Origin of the sequence: Sphingobacterium sp. Ag1 (assembly GCF_000988325.1) — a bacterium.
Lineage (GTDB): Bacteria > Bacteroidota > Bacteroidia > Sphingobacteriales > Sphingobacteriaceae > Sphingobacterium.
The window spans coordinates 1-18,295 of record NZ_LBGU01000040.1; the positions used below are offsets into that span (position 1 = coordinate 1).

Consider the following 18,295-nt stretch of genomic DNA (forward strand, 5'->3'; position numbering starts at 1 on the left):
TTGCATATAAAAAGCAATTTATCTAAGTTTGAATATATTTTCAATTTCTGATCCGCATGAGCACTCCAATCGTATCGACAACACAGTTATCATTTCAGTATCCCAATTCAAGGCCAATTGAATTTCCAGATATCCATATCGAGAAAGGTCAGCATACGCTGTTATTGGGGGATTCAGGTTCCGGAAAAACAACACTGCTGAATATATTAGGCGGATTGTCACGACCAGAAACTGGTCAGGTCAATATAAATAGCCAAGATTTAGCATTGTTATCAAACAGCAAATTGGATCAGTTTCGTGCCCAATATATCGGGTTTATATTCCAAGAAGCACACCTGCTGAGAAATCTAACGCTTTTGGAAAACATCAAGTTGGCGCAGTCTTTAGCAGGAAAAACAATAGATCCTAGTGCAATACATTTCATACTAACGCAACTACAATTAGATCAAAAAAGTAATGCCTATCCGAACGAATTGAGCCGCGGCCAGTTACAACGGGCCGCTATCGCACGTAGTATTATCAATAAGCCAGCCCTGTTAATCGCTGACGAACCTACCGCCGCTTTGGACGACAATAATACCTACAGGGTATTAGAACTTCTCCTATCGATAGCTGACACTGCGGGATCAACTTTACTGATAACAACACACGACAAGAGAATAAAAGATCAGTTCTCCAAAATGTACCTTTTAAAATAATTGTTTTACTTTATTTACGCGTCACCTTTAGTTTTTAAAATTTGTTATGAACACAATACAATTGGTTTGGAAAAATTTAAGTAGGCAGTTTGGCTCCGTCTTTCTCAGCATGCTGTTAACGGCCTTTGGAATTTCCATCCTTGCCGTGCTTTCAATTACCGGAGAAACTTTTGAAAAGCAACTTGACAATAACAGTAAAAATATAGATTTAGTTGTCGGGGCCAAGGGAAGTCCACTTCAGTTAATCTTATCTAGTGTTTATCATATCGACAATCCAACCGGTAATATCCCACTAGACGAACTGGAGCCACTACGCCAAAATCCACTTGTTCGGCTTGCAGTCCCCTTATCTTTAGGCGACAATTTTAAAGGTCACCGCATTGTTGGAACAGACTCATCATTCTTAGCTATTTACGAAACCGCTGTAGCCGAGGGGCGTATTTGGCAAAATAATTTTGAAGTAGTCATTGGTGATCAAGTTGCCAAAAAACAACAGCTAAAAATTGGCGATCAGATCCATAGTTCACATGGCTTGAGCAAAGATGGTCACCATCATGATGAACATCCTTTTACCATTGTCGGTATTTTAAAACACAATAATAACGTTACCGACAATTTAATACTGACGAACTTGGAAAGTGTTTGGGATGTACATGGTATTGCACATCAGCATGAGCATCATGAAACAGCAGCAGAGAAAGAGCAGCGCGAACGTCAGGAAGACCGGGAAGAAACCGTCAACGCGCACCTCCACCACCACGGCGAAGATATAGCAGAAAATCCATCTTCTCCTGTCGAAATGGATGAAAAAGGACAGCACGACCAGGAAGACCATCATGAACAGGAGGAAGAAGGTATGTTTGTGAAGTCTATTGGCGCTGATATGGTCAAGCAAAATGGGTTGGAAATAACCGCCATCCTACTCAAATATCAATCTCCTGCGGCGATCGGAATTTTACCAAAATTGATCGATCAACAAACCGATATGCAGGCCGCATCCCCTGCGATGGAAAGTACACGTCTATTCTCTTTATTAGGTGTAGGGATAGATTCCTTATCCATACTAGCTTATGTAATTATGTTTATTGCAGGTTTAAGTGTCTTTATTAACCTATATAATGCATTAAAGCAACGTAAATACGATCTTGCCATCATGCGTACGCTTGGAGCCTCCAAAGGAAAACTCTTTGCAATTGTGCTCCTTGAAGGACTTACAATTACCATTATTGGTGGGTTAATTGGGCTTATAATGGCGCATTTGGCACTTTACTATATCAGTAACCAGACGAGTCAAAGCGCTGATTTTATTGAGGCCTTTAAACTCCATCCCAAAGAATTGGTATTTTTGTTTGTTGCTTGTATAATCGGTATCTTCGCAGCAATCATTCCAGCAATCAAAGCTTACAGGACAAGTATTTCTGGAACGCTATCAAGTAAATAAGTTTAACTAAGATCAATACACTACAAAAAAGATCGCAACAAGAAGAGCAGTTTGACCTCTAGGCAGGATAACGTAAAATATAGACGAACAGCTTCTTGATACAAAACAATAGCATAACACATGAAAAAAACACTGACAGTATTCTTATTTATAATATTTTGTACCATACAAGCACAGGCTCAAATAGGCAGTAATCCAGATGTTCCGGACCATACGCCCATGATGAACAAAACATGGGAAGCGATTGATAAGATGGCTTATAAAGTAACTTACAATGGAGCAAAGAAAGTATATACTCCATTCTATCCCAAAGAACTTAAAGCCCTGGAAAATAAAATAGTTGAATTACCGGGTTACATGGTTCCTCTTCACAGTGGTCGTAACCATAAAAACTTTATGATGTCTGTGTTACCCGTGATGCAATGCCAATTCTGTGGATCCAACGGAATACCACCCATGGTTGAAGTAACGTTAAAAGGTAGTGCGATAAAATTTTCCGAAGATCCGATTAAACTAAGAGGGAAAATGATCTTTACCAAAGACCCACTTAAGGGAAATGCCGAGATTCAAATTGTAGACGCGGAACCAGTAAAATAAACTAACGCCCATTTGAACGATCAAATGGGTTTTGCAAACTCATTCCTCAAAGCCAATTTGCTAAACCAAATCAGCGGCTTATTTTATCTATTCAACAGCGAAACTTCCATACATGCGGCTAAAGCGGCCGTTTCGGTCCTTAAGCGGGCTTCTCCCAAAGAAATTGGATGAAATCCCATTTGTAGTGCCAAATCAATTTCCTCCTCAGAGAAATCTCCTTCTGGACCAATGAGGATAATATAATGTTGCGAAGGCTCCAAAACCTGGTTTAAATACTTTTTTTCAGCATCAACACAGTGTGCAATTGCTTTTTGAACACCTTCTGTTGGAATATCTCTCAAAAATTGTTTAAACGATACAGCTGGATTAAGTTTGGGAAGATAGGCTTTCAATGATTGTTTCATGGCTGCAACAACCACCTTGTTCAGACGATCTAATTTTACCTCTTTTCGCTCAGAATGCTCACAGATAACTGGAGTTATTTCCTGAATGCCAACCTCAGTTGCCTTCTCTAAAAACCATTCTATACGATCAATATTCTTCGTTGGAGCAACAGCGATATGTAGATGATACCTCGGCTGCTGAAAGTCTTCCTTAACATTTAAAATAGTAAGAACGGTACGTTTGGGATGAGGGTCAATAATTTGAGCTTCGTATAAACCACCACGACCATCGATGAGATGTAAATGATCGCCAGTATTCATACGAAGCACGCGAATAGCATGTTTACTTTCTTCCTCACTAAGGATAAAATTTTCTAACGAAGGATTTAAATCCGGTGTAAAAAATAACTGCATTTATTAGCGCTATTATGTTATTCTTCTGTATCATCATCGGCCGATTCGACCAATTCCAATTTGACAAACTCAATATTCTGTTGGGCTTTCCGGATAATAGTGAATACGTAGCCATATTCTTCCTTCCGCTCGCCTACTTCAGGAATTTTATCAAAAATCTCACTCACCAAACCCGACATCGTATCGTAATCTTGACTCTCCGGCAATTCTATAGGGAGAAACTCATTCACATCATGAATACTAGCTCCCGCATCGACCATATATTCCGTTTCAGAAATTCGTTCAACAACTGGAGTTTCCTCATCATATTCGTCCTGAATCTCACCTACCAGCTCCTCAACAATGTCCTCCAAGGTAACCATACCTGCTGTCCCCCCAAATTCATCCAGTACAATCGCCAACTGTAGACGCTTTTGCTGAAATTCAGCCATTAAATCATTAATCTTCTTCGTTTCAGGAATGAAATAGGGCTTGCGCATGATATTTTTCATGACAACTTCCTTTCCCTTGGCTAAGAGGGGAAGAATATCCTTTGTATGTACAATACCAACGATTTGATCAATGTTATCTTCATAAATTGGAAGACGAGAATACCCCTCTTCAGTCATAGTTTCAATTAGCTCTGAGGCATCAGCGGTAACTTCAACAGCCACAATTTTGGTACGGGGTACCATAATATTCTTAACGATACGTTCGTTAAAATCAAATACATTTTTAATCAACTCGTGCTCGGAGATATCCAAAGCACCAGATTCTTTACCTTTATCCAAAAGGTATTGCAACTCTTCAGAAGAGTGCGCAGATTCACCTTTAGTGACTTCAAATCCCAAAATCTTCAATAGGAAATTAGCGAAACCATTTAGAATCCAAATAAATGGTCTAAAAATAAAGTAGAAAAATTGCAGTGGAACTGCAATTTTCATCGTTGTCGCAACGGGTTTTTGAATCGCAATTGATTTAGGAGCAAGCTCTCCAAATACAATGTGTAACACAGTAATAATTGTAAAAGCCAACACATGCCCTGCATTTGTCGCGATTGTACCTGTCAATTCAACACCGAAAAAACCTAGAACCCCCTGCACAATTTGGGTCATTACAGCCTCTCCTACCCAACCCAAGGCGAGCGAAGAAAGTGTAATACCCAATTGTGTAGCGGCCAAATAACCATCCAAATGCTCCGTTATACTTTTGGCTATTGTAGCAACTTTGCTACCTGTTTTTGCCTGAACTTCAATTTGGGAGACTCGGACCTTGACAATAGCAAACTCTGCCGCGACAAAAAAGCCGTTCGCCAATACTAAAAACAATGTCCAAAATATATCGAGCGCCATGCTTGGGGTTATTTGTTAACAAATTCTTTTTTGTACAATTCGATAGCCTCGATCAAGATTCTTTGTGCTTCTTCACGTCCTTTTACACCCTCAACAATAACATGTTTCTTTTCAAGCGCTTTGTAACTCTCAAAGAATTGTACAATTTCCTTCATCGTATGCGGAGGTAACTGATCAATATCTTTAATGTAATTAAAAACGGGATCATTTTTAGCTACCGCAATAATTTTATCATCTTGTTCTCCACCATCAACCATATTCATCACACCAATAACCTGTGCTTCAACCAATGTCAATGGTAAAATATCCACTGAACAAATGACTAAAATATCCAACGGATCTTTGTCGTCGCAATAAGTCTGTGGGATAAAACCATAGTTAGCAGGATAAACGACAGATGAACTCATTACTCTGTCCAAAAGCAACAAACCAGTTTCTTTGTCTAATTCATACTTTCCTTTGGATCCGTTTGTAATCTCAATGATAGCATTTACGGCATGTGGAACGTTCTCACCTGGAGAAACCATGTGCCAAGGGTTTTGTTTACTCATTTTTTAATTTACTGTATATTTTGTTTGTTTCTTTTATCTTTTATACGCTTTTTTAACAACGTTATTGCAATTGGCAAAAAGGCAATTACAATCATTCCAACGACAACATATTCTACATAATGTATAATCCAAGGGAACTCAATACCGAGGAAATATCCCGAAAGGGTCAACACTAGTACCCAAATGGCAGCCCCTGCAACATTATATAGAACAAATTTTTTAAAATCTAATTTTACGACACCGGCAAAGATAGGTGCAAAAGTACGAACTATTGGAACAAATCTCCCTATAATTAAAGCTGTTCCACCATATTTATGGTAAAACTCTTCGGCCATAACCACATATTTTCGCTTAAAGATGAAACTATCTTTTCGCTTAAATAACATTGGCCCCGCTCGATAACCAAACCAATACCCTGTAAAATTCCCTAAAACTCCCGCAACAAACAAGCCCAAACAAAGCGTATAAATGTTAACATCAATTTTATTTAGCGCACAAAACAATCCTGCAAGAAATAATAAATAATCACCAGGTAGAAAAAATCCAAAAAATAGACCCGTCTCAGCAAATACAATTAAGATAACCAGATAAAATCCACCAGAGCTCAATAACTCCTCGGGATTTAATAATTGTTGAAATGACAACAAAAGTTCATGCATAACCTTTAGTAAAAATCAATATTGCGTTCCTTTTTTAGAACAAATCCTACGCTTATCCTTGTACAAATTTGAAACAACAAAGTACAAATATAGCATTCTTCTAAAAAACGAACGTAAATCAAGTGTAATATAATCTTTTCTAATTATTGATTTTGAGCAGTTATACCGACGATAGACTCACGAATAGTGGTCGCAATTTCGTGAAGTTCGTCATTAGACAAGCTCAGCTTAGGTCCAGCAAAATTTAAATCGCTAATTTTATTAATTGGTACCAGATGTATATGTGCATGAGCCACCTCCAAGCCAACTACTGCTACACCGACCTTTACACAAGGAATTACCTTTTTAATACCTTGAGCAACAATCTTGGCAAAGACCCAAAGTGCCATATATTCATCATCCGCTATATCAAAAATGTAATCTGTTTCTTTCTTAGGGATCACCAAAACGTGCCCCTTCGCTAATGGGCTGATATCCAAAAAAGCCAGAAAATCATTACTTTCTGCAACTTTGTAAGCTGGAATCTCCCCAGCAACGATTTTTGAAAAAATTGTCGACATATTATTCTAATCTTGGAATAAATCTTTTAAACAATAATTAGCAAACAACAGACTTTAAAATGCAAAGCCTTTGGTATGTTAGCAATTAAACATTTAACTGCAGATTTATCACACCCTGTTCTTCTACTGCCAACAAATATAAACAAAAAAGGTCGCGATTACTACATCACGACCTTCTTAATATAAAGTTAATTTGTGGATGTACGGTTATGGCATACCGCACATAACCGACATATATTATCTTGAAATCTCTACGATTTCGAATTCAATTTTACCTGCTGGCACTTCAATAACAGCTGTATCACCTTTTGATTTACCCAACAAACCTTGAGCGATAGGAGACTTAACAGAAATCTTACCAGACTTCAAATCCGCTTCTGACTCCGCAACCAATTGATAAGTCATTTCAGCACCATTCTTCTTGTTCTTAATCTTAACAATAGATAAAGCCAAAACTTTGGATGTATCCAATTTGGACTCATCAATTAAACGAGCTGTAGCCAAGGTATTCTCCAAATTGGCAATTTTAGCCTCATGAAGCCCCTGAGCCTCTTTAGCAGCATCATATTCTGCATTTTCTGACAAATCCCCCTTGTCTCTTGCCTCTGCAATAGCATTGGCAATTTTAGATCTTCCTTCCGTCTTCAGATAAGCCAATTCCTCTTTAAGCTTACGCAATCCTTCTTCCGTAAAATAAGTTACTTCTGCCATAATTTTATCTTTTTTCTTATTTTCTACATTTTAAAAAAGAAACAAGACCATATTACCCTCGTCGGGAAACATGGTCTTGCTTCGAATCTATACGAAGATAATAATTGTTTTCAACAAAACAAATTCTTACCTGTTAAATATAATCAAATCTCTTCCTCATCAACAAATTTATATCCCAGCCCCCGTACGGTCTGTAGATAATGTGGCTTATCTGGATTGGTTTCGATCTTTTTTCTTAAACGAACCACATGCATATCCAAGGTACGTGTGTTGACGTTTGAACTATATCCCCAGACAACTTCCATTAACTCTTCACGCGTAATTTCCCGACCTAAGTTTTGCAGAAAATGAAGTAAAATACGGTTCTCCAAGATGGTCAACTCCACTTTCCTTCCGTCACGTATCAAGGAATGGATGTTAGGGTGATGCTCCGTCTGACCAAATTTATATACTTCGGGACTGTTTTTAGGTAAGAAAAATTTCACCTTATTATCAATCATAGCAATAAGCACATCCATATTGAAGGGCTTGCTAATGTAATCAGTCACACCAAAGCTATAGGCTTCAATTTTGTCCACATCCTGAGATTTAGCTGTCATCATGATAATGATATTCTCAAAGCCGGCTTTACGGACATCTTCACAGATCTCGTTGCCCTCTTTTCCTGGAAGCATCCAATCCAACAAAACCACATCTGGTCTCTTCTCCAAAATCAAACTCTCCGCTTCATTCCCATTTCCACTTTGAATGACCTGATAGCCTTCAGATTCCAATCGATGTTTTACCAAGAAACGTAAGTTCTCATCATCTTCAATAACAGCAACTGTGATGTCTTTATTCATATTTAAATTTATTTTTAAACCGGAAATACCAAGGTAAAGGTGGTCCCTTGTCCCAATTGGCTTTTTACTGTAATATCACCGCCTATAAATTCAGTAATCTCCTTACAGAAAGCCAACCCCAAACCGATACTTCCTTGCTGATTATATTGACTTTTTATTCTATAAAACTTTTTGAAGATATTGTTAAACTCAGCCTTCTCAATACCTATTCCTTCATCTTTAAAAGTGATAACAAAATTCTTCTTGTTTTGTTGTATCGCAATATCCAAGATTTTATGCCCCGCTTTCGAATATTTATAGGCATTATCGATCATATTTTGAAACACACTGCTCAATAGCACCGGATCCGCAAGCATCGATGTCCTTACATCAATTTTTGTGCTAATCTTGAAATCCGAATATTTTATTCTTGATGAAGCTACTAGATTTTCGGTAAACTCCTCCAAATCAACTTCTTCTTTATTTAATTTTATGGTTTTATTTTCGATCTGACTAAACGACAATAGCTTATTCATCAGGTTATTTAATCGGTCTGCCTCCTGATCTAATATATTTCCATACATTTTCCGCTCTTCATCAGAGAGCACCTGAGCACTCTTAATATTATTTCCAGCAATCTTAATAACGCTCACAGGCGTCTTAAACTCATGCGTAAGATTATTGATGAAATCGTACTGCAATTTAAAAAGTCTTCCGTTAATTTCTAAATTTCTATAAATTAAATATAAGATTGCAATTAAAATAATATAAATCAGGGATATACCGCCCAATACGGGCCAAAAACTGCGGTTTATCTCTTTTGACAGAAAACTTTTACTCGATCTAAAAAGGAGTTTATAGTCAGCTAAGGCTCCAGGTAAAGGCATCTCCGTTGAAATCTCGTCATTTTCCGGCGTGATCGGAGCGCCAACCAACGGAACTATTTCAACTTTCTCATAAAGATTTGAATAGCTATTTTTTACTTCCAGATACATTGGATCGATCTGAAAATTAAACATGTCCTGTTCATAGCCCACAGTATGATCCAAATTACCTTCCATAATGGACTTATAGACAATTAAGTCATTAACCCTTGGGATATTCAGATAGGTAATCTGTCCGGGTCTTATGGTATAAAAAACCTTCAGAATATCCTTATCAGAAAGCTTGGCATTCGGTTGCAATTTATCAATATAAGTTGCCAACTTGACACCTATATTATTAATTTCCTCAGAATGCAAGCCCATCTGCCCACGGTCTCGAATCGTATTCTTATTCAGCCCGGAGCGGGAAACGGTAAAAAAGGTTATGGTTTTCGGCTGAATTCTAAGATTATTAACAATAAAACCATAGTTCAGATTGTGATCATTATTAAATTGCAAATCAAAAAAACCAATTTCTCGAACAAATGGGTACGAGCTTAATATACTATACGCATATTTCCCAGCCTGAACTGAATCCAAAAAGCCCTGATAGAAAGAAACTTCAGGAATTCTATTCTGAAAAAAATCATTGAAAGGGATTAAAGTCTGATCAAATATTTCTGATTTCCGATTCGTGAATTCATTTTTAATATGCGATTCTGTATAATTGCGGGATAGAAAAAGCGCAAATATATACAACCCGCTTATCACGATGAAAAACATCAATAATAGGCCGTAGTTTTTTCGATAGCTATATTTCTCTGCTTTCATAATCTCCCGCCTTTAGTCAACAAGATATTTCGCTAAAAATCGCTCCAGCTCATTATAGTAACCAAAGACATTCTCATCCCGTTTAAAAGTTCGATCTTCATCCTCTTTCAGGATGTATTGCACAGGAACATTGTTATTCTTTAATTTCTGCACAAATTGATTTGCATCCGTAACCGAACTAAAGCGATCTTTCCCCCCTTGGACCAATAATACCGGTATCTTTACTTTATCCGAATGAAATACAGGTGAAATATTTTTGAATAGTTCTGCCTCCCGAATCGGATTTCCAACGATTTGATACATCTTCTGCACATAAGATTTAAAGTATGGTGGAATATCTCTAAAGTAAGTGAATAAATTGGTATAACCTGAATAAGACACGGCACATTTATATAGATCAGAGTTAAAACAGGCTGCATGTAGCGCCGAATAGCCACCAAAACCTTTCCCTACAATGGCAACACGCTCCCGATCAGCAATCCCCTCTTTGATCAACCATTTCACGCCATCGGTAATATCATCCTGAATCTTTCCTCCCCATTCTTTAAATCCCGCCGTCCAGAATTTCTTGCCGAAACCTGTTGATCCTCTATAGTTCATCTGAAAGACCAAATACCCCCGATTGGCTAAAAATTGAGCTTCATTGTCAAACCCCCATACTTCCCGCCCATTGGGCCCGTCATGAGGCAATACCACCATGGGTAGATCTTTGCGATTGGAATGTATAGGATAAGTCAAATAACCCGAAATCTGAACTCCATCTCTCGCCGTATAGGTAATATACTCGTTAGGTGAGAGCTCTTTGTCTTTTAGATCGGAATTATTATCTGTTAGCTTCGTTAATTTTTGCGTCGAAAAGTCATAAAAATAAATACCTCCGGGATTTACATCCGTATACGTTTTGATAATTACCTTATCGCCAGAAATGTCGGTATTTAGCACCTGAAATTCAAAACCATCGATCTGTCTGGACAACTGATCATATTTCTTTTTGGTGGCTTCGTCAAAAAAGTACCTATTTTGTCGGGACGTACTGTAATTTACAAACAGTAGCTTGTTTTGTTCCGTAAAATATCCTCCTGGACTCACGTCAACATCTTTATGGCTATAAAGTTCCCCTAATTCCTTCTGGTTTTCCAAATCATAGCTAACCAATGCCAGTTTATCCCGGTCTATATTGGATAAGGCATAAATGATCGCATTAGAACTATCTTTATAACCCAAAGGTGTAAAACTACTTTCTACATCACAGCGTATAATCTCTTTAAATGGTTCTGTCTCGGAACTTCGATAGAGCACAGACTGCTGTACGGAATCATTGGCTACCGCTAATCTTACCTGCCCATCATTGGACACCACCCAGGAGCTCATATTTCCGGGATTCTGTAAAACCAATTCCCGTGGCCTTCCATCTAAATAGATACGATAAAGGTCAAAAAAAGAAGAGTCTCGATCGTTGATTCCCGCAATAAAACTATCGCTTCCTGTCACTAGGGCATGAACCCAGCGAAATCGTCCCCGAACCGGTTTAATTAATGGCCAGATCTTCTCTGTATTGATATCCACAGCATATAAACGTAAACTGTCCTGTGTGGATTGCTCTGTCAAAAAAGATATTTTTGAATTATTGTTCCAAGCGAAGGATTTTACATTAATATCATTTTGATACGTAAGTTGTTTGGAACTATCCTGATGGATCAAATCTATCAAATAGATATTTTTGCAATGGTTGTCCAGGCCAATGTAAGCTATAAATCGACCATTTGGAGAAATCTTAAAATTTGATTTTTCAGGTGTAGAAAAAAATTGATTTATTGGAATAAGATCAACGCTATGTCGTTGACACCCCAACATGATCATGGCAGAAAAAAACAAACCTATCCAAAATTTCATCCTCATAATCCCAGTTACATCCTTATCATTTATTCCAAATATTGCAATTAAATACGAAATTGCATGAAATGCAACCTTATTTTTACAAGATATAGTAATTAAATGTAATATTCAAACTTATCTCCCTTCTGGCCCTGAGATTCTTTTTTATCGCAGAAAAATAGCGTATTTTTGTGTATGTTTTTATACAATGTCTCCGTTATTGCAGAAGAAACGATCCATCAAGAAATCGTTTCATGGATTCAGGATAATATCGTGCAATCCCAAAAATTTCAAGTGCATTTTCTTGAAATGCTCCAGTCGCCGCATGAAGGTATGACCTATTGCATCCAAGTCATACTTCCTACAGAAGAGCTTGTAGCAGATTTTCAACAAGTGCATCTCATTCCATTACAACAACTCATTTCAGAAGTATATAAAGACAAGGTTTTCCTTTTCGACAGTACCATGAAGTATCTAAAAAAATAAAAGAGCTCTAAAGAGCTCTTTTATTTTTTCACTTCATTAATACCGTTACTATCTTCGGTAAGGTTCCTATTATACTTTTCACCTATCTCTGCTGCCAATTCATAACGCGGATCATAACTGATTTTTGGCGTTAAAAAATGAAGTAAAATCAAACGGGCATACCTAAAATTAAAAGGTGCGAAGACCAAAATGGTTACAGCTAGACCAATCAGATAAGACCAGGGCGATTCACTTCCTGTCAAAATTGCGATAGCAACTGACACAGTAACAATCTCAGCGACTGACAAAGCATAACTCACATACATCGCGGCGTAGAAGTAACCTGGCTCAACCTCGTACTTGACGCCACAATATGGGCAAGTATCATTCATATGCTGCTTGTGTAAACTGTAGACCTTTCCTACAAATACATTACCAATATGACACTTCGGGCATTTGGAGTGTATCATTGCATGGAATTTGGATGTGGGCATTAAGAATCTATTTTATTTCGTTTATAAATTTCTTTGTTACAGGGCTCTTCTTACGGTACTTCTTATACCATAAATAACCAAGGCCTGCTGCGGCAAGATAAGGTATTACCAACAGAAACAAGATACCGTCATTCAGACCTCTTCCTTGCATATTCCCTTCCTTCGTAGAATTCTCCGCGTTCAATGTACACATCGCACACTGTCCGTAAGAAACAGATACAGCCGAGCAGCTTAAGGTAAATATTAGGAGTAAATATTTAAACCATTTCATAACACAAAGGTACTGAAATTTTAACGATTAGCGTGCCAAAGATTCAAATTTATCCCAAAAGCCGTCTTTCGGCAATGAAGCAATCAATTCCATCTTCTCCTTTTTAATTGGATGTGTAAAGGCCAATGAACGCGAATGTAAACAGATACTGCCCAAAGAACTACCTCTTGGGTATCCATACTTATTATCGCCAACAATAGGACAGCCCATCGCTGCAAGTTGCGCACGAATTTGATGTGTACGACCTGTTAAAGGTTCTATTCGCAGCAAATAGAATCCATTCAACTCACCCACCACCATATAATCCAACTCAGCATAACTTCCACCTTTCACCTCCCGTGGAAAAGCCTTTGTTACGCGCGTTTGTCTATTTCTAACCAACCAATTGATCAGTTTCCCTTCCGTTTTTCGCGGACGTTGTCTGACTATTGCCAAATAGGTCTTTTTCACATGTCTATCCTGAAAAAATTTATTCATTCGCTCTAGCGCCTTGCTTGTTTTGGCGAACAAAATCATACCACTAACAGGTCTATCTAATCGATGAATAACACCAACAAAGGCATCATTTGGCTTATCATATTTCTTTTTCAAATATACTTTCACCATATCCTCTAAAGATAGGTCTCCTGTTTCATCCACCTGCACAATATCCCCGGCTTTCTTATTTATAGCGATGAGATGATTGTCTTCGTAGATGACGTCTTTATCTGTAATTTCAGTATGATTCATTTTTTCAAATTAAAAGGGGGTATCCAAATGCTATACAGAGCTAAATGTCTGTTGAATTGGAGCCCATATTGACGCTATTATTTATTAAAAAAGGCTCTACGCAAGCGTACAGCCTTTCATTATGTTCTTTTTAATCCACTTATTTCGTCGTGTCCGCTTTAAGCAACTCAGCTTTTTTAGCATCCTCTTTCATCTTCTTTTTAAAGAAACCACGTAATAAGAAATTATGTTGCAACGCTTCCATATTTTCATCCAATTTCGCGGTACTCGAATTCAGGTTATTGATTGCCGATTTAATCTGATTTGCTGATGCTGGATCATTCAACAAAACGCCCACCGCATTATCTTTATCATTCAACCGGCCAGATGCATTATTCAAATTGTTTATCAATGCATTTGCTGTCTGGGAAACTCCTTGCAACTGCGCTGCAGACTGACGCAGATTAGAGAATATAGCGGTATCGGTCGTTAAATCATGAATCAAGCCCTTATTGCTATTTAAAGAGTTCGTCAAGGTGACCAAATTAGCAGAAGCTTTGTTTGCATTATTCATTGCAGCACTGATCGATAATAAAGTCGCACGCAGTGTATTTACCATGGACGTATCGGTCAACATCGCGCCAACCATTCCTTTTCCATCCGCCAATCCACGTGATATTTCTACAAAGTCAGTGGTAATCTTTGCTAAGTTTTCATTATTTACCTGCAATGTTTCCATCATCGCTTCCATGTCTGCAGTCTTCGCCGAACGCAAGAAATCGCCTGTCTCAACTGTTGGCGCATTCTGCGACCCCCCAGAAATCACTACGATCTTATTACCGATCAAACCATCCGAACCCAATTTTGTTACGGCATCTTTACGAATATATTCAGCAGATTTCTCCTCAATGGTCAATACCACCTCAACATCCTGCACGCTTTTAAAATGTATATTCTTAATGATCCCTACCTTAACCCCAGAAAACCACACATTACTCCCTACCTTTAATCCGGCGACATCGGGAAATGAAGTCGTAATTTCGATATTTCTAGTAAATTTCTTTTGCTGGCTACCCAAAATAAAAATACCCGCTAAAAGAATCAATACGCCTAAAAAAACAAAAATACCGACAATGATTGCTCTTTTATTTTCTGCCTTACTCATGTATATTATAGAATAAAATTATAATTATAAAACGCTCTTACTCGTGCGTCATCTGTATCAAAAATTTCTTCAAAAGACCCCTGTCTTTCAAACTTGCCATCCAACAACATCACAATCCGGTCTCCCACTTCTTTCGCACAAGCCAAATCGTGCGTGATAATAATTGATGCTGTTTTATACCTCTCCTGAACCTCGTTAATCAATCCATTAATCTCCAAACAAGTGATCGGATCGAGCCCTGCTGTTGGCTCATCGTACATCATGATTTCAGGTCTAAGAATCAGGGTACGCGCAATACCAATTCGCTTCCGCTGTCCACCCGACAACTCTGAAGGCATCTGATTAATAGCTTGCGAAAGTCCTACACCATCCAACACCTCTTCCACGGCCTGATTGATCTCCGAACGTGTTAGATTACGTTTATTTCGAACCAATGGAAATTCCAGATTTTCGCGCACAGTCATGCTGTCGTAGAGCGCACTATTCTGAAAAGAAAACCCTATTTTCAAGCGTAACTCACGCAGTTCGCGATCATTTAACTCAAGAACTGACTCTCCCAAAACATTGATGGTCCCTTCATCCGGTCTTAATAAGCCCGAAATTAATTTGATCAACACTGATTTTCCTGTCCCAGAACGCCCAAGCACAACGAGGTTTTCTTCTTTATATAAATCCAGATTTACACCACGTAGAACGTGATTATCACCGAAAGATTTACTAACATCCCTAATTTCAATGACCGGCTTCGAATGGTCGATGGTTGATTTAATCTTTTCCATAGCTCACTATCCAAAGAACGATAAAACTTGAACAATAATTATTTCCTCAATAAAGACAAGGAACATCGAAGCTACAACGGCCGCGTTCGCTGCCTTACCAACACCTTCAGTTCCCTTTGAAGAAAAATAACCGCAATAACAACTTACAGCTCCAATGGTAAAACCAAATATAACTGCCCGCAAAACCATAGCGCCTAAATCCTTAAATGCTATCGTTTCAAATACTTGCGTAAAAAAACTCAAAAAGCTTAAGTCATCTTTACTCATCATACTTAGGTAACCACCTAAAAGGCCTATACCTGCCACATAAAAACACAGTACTGGAATTCCAATAGTTGTAGCTAATATTCTACTTACAATAAGAAACTTATATGGATTAGTCCCCGAAACTTCCATCGCATCAATTTGCTCCGTGACATTCATCGAACTTAGTTCTGCCCCAATTTGCGAGCCCACTTTACCCGAAGCTATTAAAGCCGTCACCAATGGTGCTAATGCACGAACAATAGCGATCGAAATAAGCGAAGGCAACATCGAAGTCGCTCCAAATTCCTCCAAAGAAGGACGTGACTGTTTTGTAAAAACAAATCCAACAATAAATCCCGTTAAACTGATCAAAGGCAACGATTTATAGCCTATTTCATAGCACTGGCGGACAATCTCTTTAAATTCATAGGGTGGAGTTACCAATTCACGCCAAAACCGTAGCAAAAAACGGTGAATGTTTGCAAATTCTAGAAAAAAAGTCTGAAGTTTTTTAGCCATTTAAATGATGTCTATTTCAAATTAATGTGTTTTAAAACACGTCTTATGCTGAACAAACACGTAGCAATTCGAGCGGTAAAGGTAAATAAAAATATGTATCTAAAATTGTCGTTTATGTAAAAAGATCATCAATTTGACTTTTATATATAAAAAATCAGATTTCTAATGTACCGATTAAACCATTTTATACGTTATGCTGTCATAATAACAAAGACAATAGCATAGAGTTTGTCACACTTTTAAATATTACAGAAATGAAAAATTTAGGCAACATAAAATATTGGGTACTTGGTTTTATCGGTATCGCTTCTTTTTCAAGTTGTGCTACTTCAATGGCCCAACGGGGTGGATATAATAATGGTTATAACAATAATGGTTATAACAATTATAACAATGATGGAGTTTCGTTCCAGCTATTCTATGATCAGCTCTCACCTTATGGAGAGTGGGTTAATGACCCCAATTATGGTTATGTTTGGATTCCGGACGTTGGCCCGAACTTCCAGCCTTATGCAACCAATGGTTATTGGACAATGACTGATTATGGTAATACTTGGGTATCCAACTATGACTGGGGCTGGGCTCCCTTCCACTATGGTCGCTGGAACTACAATGACCGTTATGGCTGGGGATGGGTCCCTGACTATGAATGGGGACCAGCATGGGTAAATTGGCGCCAAAGTAATGACTACTACGGTTGGGCTCCTCTGGGGCCAGGCATGAATATTAATGTATCCGTTAATATTCCAATGAACTTTTGGACATTTGTGGGAGTCAATCACTTTATGCGGCGGGACATGGATAGATATTATGTTAATCGAAGAAATTACAATAATATCTACAACAGAACCACCATCATCAATAATACCACGATAATTAACAACAACTATTATGTTGGCGGTCCGCGAAGATCCGATATTGAACGTTCGACAGGAAGAAGCGTAACAGTCAATAGAATCGCAAACGCCGATAGACCTGGGTCTGCACGCAGTAGCAGCAACCGCAGCAATGAAATCAGTATGTACCGTCCGAATGTAGACCGTAATACAAGATCCTCTGCCCGCCCGACTAATGTCGTGGATGCTTCTACCCGAACACGAAATAACAATAGTGAGATTTCAGATCGAACCAATCGTGTCATAACCAACAGAGATAACATCGACTCGAGATCAGGAAATCGTGAGTTATATATTGACAATAGTGGAAATGCTTCTGTAAGGTCTCGTAATGATGCCAACAGCGGTGGCTCAAGCCGTAGTTCAATTAATAATACTCGAACCGGAGACAATGGTACTATAAATAGAAATACGAATGGTACACAACCTAATTCGAATAACTATGATTTTAGAACGCGATCAAGTCGCCAGTCGGATGCTTCAAACAATAACAACCCTACATCTACCACTAGGGACAGGCAAAATCGCTCCGTTGACAATAATGGTGTAGCCAACGGCAGAAGTACAGACTACAATAGAAACACAGACTATAATTCACGCTCGCGGTCTAGTGCAAACGGTTCCGATCAGGCTGTACCGCCAAGAGTTGCGCAACCTACGACAACGCCGCAACGAAATGGAAATTATGATGGCACCAGGACACGTTCGAGCCAACCCGTGTCGCAACCTGTAGCACAACCAACTCAAAATCGGAGCTACGAAAATACAAGAAGTAGATCAAATACAGACAATTCATCGTCTGTATCTCGATCAAGGTCTTCAGAAAGCTCAGGCGAACGCAGCTCTGGACGTTCTTCACAAGGATCAGAAAGATCTAGAACAAGATAACGACAGGCGAATAAAATAATAATTCACATCTGGCGGGTAAAATGAAAAATTTTACCCGCCTTTTATATGCATGTCTTTTTATATTTATCATGAACAATCCATACATTTTCACGTTAATTAGTAAATTTA

At 38.3% G+C, this 18,295-nt stretch carries 20 protein-coding genes; 5 read left to right on the forward strand and 15 right to left on the reverse strand.

Annotated features, from left to right (window positions below):
* The first annotated feature begins 56 nt into the window (after positions 1–56).
* The 3 genes from AAW12_RS13635 (at position 57) to AAW12_RS13645 (ending at position 2,736) form a co-directional block, all read left to right on the forward strand.
* The gene (locus AAW12_RS13635) at positions 57–698 is read left to right on the forward strand and encodes an ABC transporter ATP-binding protein (protein WP_046674205.1); all 642 of its coding nucleotides are present in this window, start codon (positions 57–59) and stop codon (positions 696–698) included.
* Between the two features lie 46 nt (positions 699–744).
* On the forward strand, positions 745–2,139 hold the full coding sequence (locus AAW12_RS13640; protein WP_046674206.1) for an ABC transporter permease: 1,395 nt from the start codon (positions 745–747) through the stop codon (positions 2,137–2,139).
* A gap of 120 nt (positions 2,140–2,259) precedes the next feature.
* Positions 2,260–2,736, forward strand: coding sequence for a hypothetical protein (locus AAW12_RS13645; protein WP_046674207.1), 477 nt, complete (start codon positions 2,260–2,262; stop codon positions 2,734–2,736).
* Between the two features lie 83 nt (positions 2,737–2,819).
* On the opposite strand, the gene AAW12_RS13650 is transcribed toward AAW12_RS13645, so the two are convergent.
* From AAW12_RS13650 to AAW12_RS13690, 9 genes are all read right to left on the reverse strand, one after another.
* Entirely contained in the window at positions 2,820–3,533 is a 714-nt protein-coding gene (locus AAW12_RS13650) for a 16S rRNA (uracil(1498)-N(3))-methyltransferase (RefSeq protein ID WP_046674208.1), read from the reverse strand.
* Between the two features lie 17 nt (positions 3,534–3,550).
* Positions 3,551–4,864: a hemolysin family protein gene (locus AAW12_RS13655; RefSeq protein ID WP_046674209.1), complete on the reverse strand. Its 1,314-nt coding sequence runs from the start codon at positions 4,862–4,864 to the stop codon at positions 3,551–3,553.
* A gap of 8 nt (positions 4,865–4,872) precedes the next feature.
* On the reverse strand, positions 4,873–5,415 hold the full coding sequence (locus tag AAW12_RS13660) for an inorganic diphosphatase (protein WP_046674210.1): 543 nt from the start codon (positions 5,413–5,415) through the stop codon (positions 4,873–4,875).
* A gap of 8 nt (positions 5,416–5,423) precedes the next feature.
* Complete coding sequence (locus AAW12_RS13665) at positions 5,424–6,074, reverse strand: DedA family protein (RefSeq protein WP_046674211.1); 651 nt, start codon at positions 6,072–6,074, stop codon at positions 5,424–5,426.
* Positions 6,075–6,217: 143 nt separating this feature from the next.
* Positions 6,218–6,634, reverse strand: coding sequence for an HIT family protein (locus tag AAW12_RS13670; protein WP_046674212.1), 417 nt, complete (start codon positions 6,632–6,634; stop codon positions 6,218–6,220).
* A gap of 237 nt (positions 6,635–6,871) precedes the next feature.
* Positions 6,872–7,345 carry a transcription elongation factor GreA gene (gene greA, locus AAW12_RS13675; protein WP_046674213.1) on the reverse strand — a complete coding sequence of 158 codons (474 nt, stop codon included), beginning with the start codon at positions 7,343–7,345 and terminating at the stop codon, positions 6,872–6,874.
* A 143-nt stretch (positions 7,346–7,488) separates the two neighbouring features.
* Positions 7,489–8,187 carry a response regulator transcription factor gene (locus AAW12_RS13680; RefSeq protein ID WP_046674214.1) on the reverse strand — a complete coding sequence of 233 codons (699 nt, stop codon included), beginning with the start codon at positions 8,185–8,187 and terminating at the stop codon, positions 7,489–7,491.
* Between the two features lie 14 nt (positions 8,188–8,201).
* Positions 8,202–9,860, reverse strand: coding sequence for a sensor histidine kinase (locus AAW12_RS13685; RefSeq protein ID WP_046674215.1), 1,659 nt, complete (start codon positions 9,858–9,860; stop codon positions 8,202–8,204).
* A gap of 12 nt (positions 9,861–9,872) precedes the next feature.
* Positions 9,873–11,753 carry an alpha/beta hydrolase family protein gene (locus tag AAW12_RS13690; RefSeq protein WP_046674216.1) on the reverse strand — a complete coding sequence of 627 codons (1,881 nt, stop codon included), beginning with the start codon at positions 11,751–11,753 and terminating at the stop codon, positions 9,873–9,875.
* 177 nt (positions 11,754–11,930) lie between these two features.
* On the opposite strand from AAW12_RS13690, the gene AAW12_RS13695 reads away from it, so the two are divergent.
* Entirely contained in the window at positions 11,931–12,221 is a 291-nt protein-coding gene (locus AAW12_RS13695) for a DUF4286 family protein (RefSeq protein WP_046674217.1), read from the forward strand.
* Positions 12,222–12,241: 20 nt separating this feature from the next.
* On the opposite strand, the gene AAW12_RS13700 is transcribed toward AAW12_RS13695, so the two are convergent.
* From AAW12_RS13700 to AAW12_RS13725, 6 genes are all read right to left on the reverse strand, one after another.
* Positions 12,242–12,592, reverse strand: a complete 351-nt coding sequence (locus AAW12_RS13700; protein ID WP_231585269.1) for a DUF983 domain-containing protein — start codon at positions 12,590–12,592, stop codon at positions 12,242–12,244.
* 109 nt (positions 12,593–12,701) lie between these two features.
* Positions 12,702–12,965, reverse strand: a complete 264-nt coding sequence (locus tag AAW12_RS13705; RefSeq protein ID WP_046674218.1) for a hypothetical protein — start codon at positions 12,963–12,965, stop codon at positions 12,702–12,704.
* A gap of 27 nt (positions 12,966–12,992) precedes the next feature.
* Positions 12,993–13,694: an RluA family pseudouridine synthase gene (locus AAW12_RS13710; RefSeq protein WP_046674219.1), complete on the reverse strand. Its 702-nt coding sequence runs from the start codon at positions 13,692–13,694 to the stop codon at positions 12,993–12,995.
* A gap of 139 nt (positions 13,695–13,833) precedes the next feature.
* Positions 13,834–14,838, reverse strand: coding sequence for an MlaD family protein (locus AAW12_RS13715; protein WP_046674220.1), 1,005 nt, complete (start codon positions 14,836–14,838; stop codon positions 13,834–13,836).
* 5 nt (positions 14,839–14,843) lie between these two features.
* Positions 14,844–15,617, reverse strand: a complete 774-nt coding sequence (locus AAW12_RS13720) for an ABC transporter ATP-binding protein (protein ID WP_046674221.1) — start codon at positions 15,615–15,617, stop codon at positions 14,844–14,846.
* Positions 15,618–15,623: 6 nt separating this feature from the next.
* Positions 15,624–16,382, reverse strand: a complete 759-nt coding sequence (locus AAW12_RS13725; RefSeq protein WP_046674222.1) for an MlaE family ABC transporter permease — start codon at positions 16,380–16,382, stop codon at positions 15,624–15,626.
* A gap of 254 nt (positions 16,383–16,636) precedes the next feature.
* Between AAW12_RS13725 and AAW12_RS13730 the strand changes: the two genes are divergently transcribed.
* On the forward strand, positions 16,637–18,166 hold the full coding sequence (locus AAW12_RS13730; protein WP_053003684.1) for a DUF6600 domain-containing protein: 1,530 nt from the start codon (positions 16,637–16,639) through the stop codon (positions 18,164–18,166).
* The last annotated feature ends 129 nt before the right edge of the window (positions 18,167–18,295 follow it).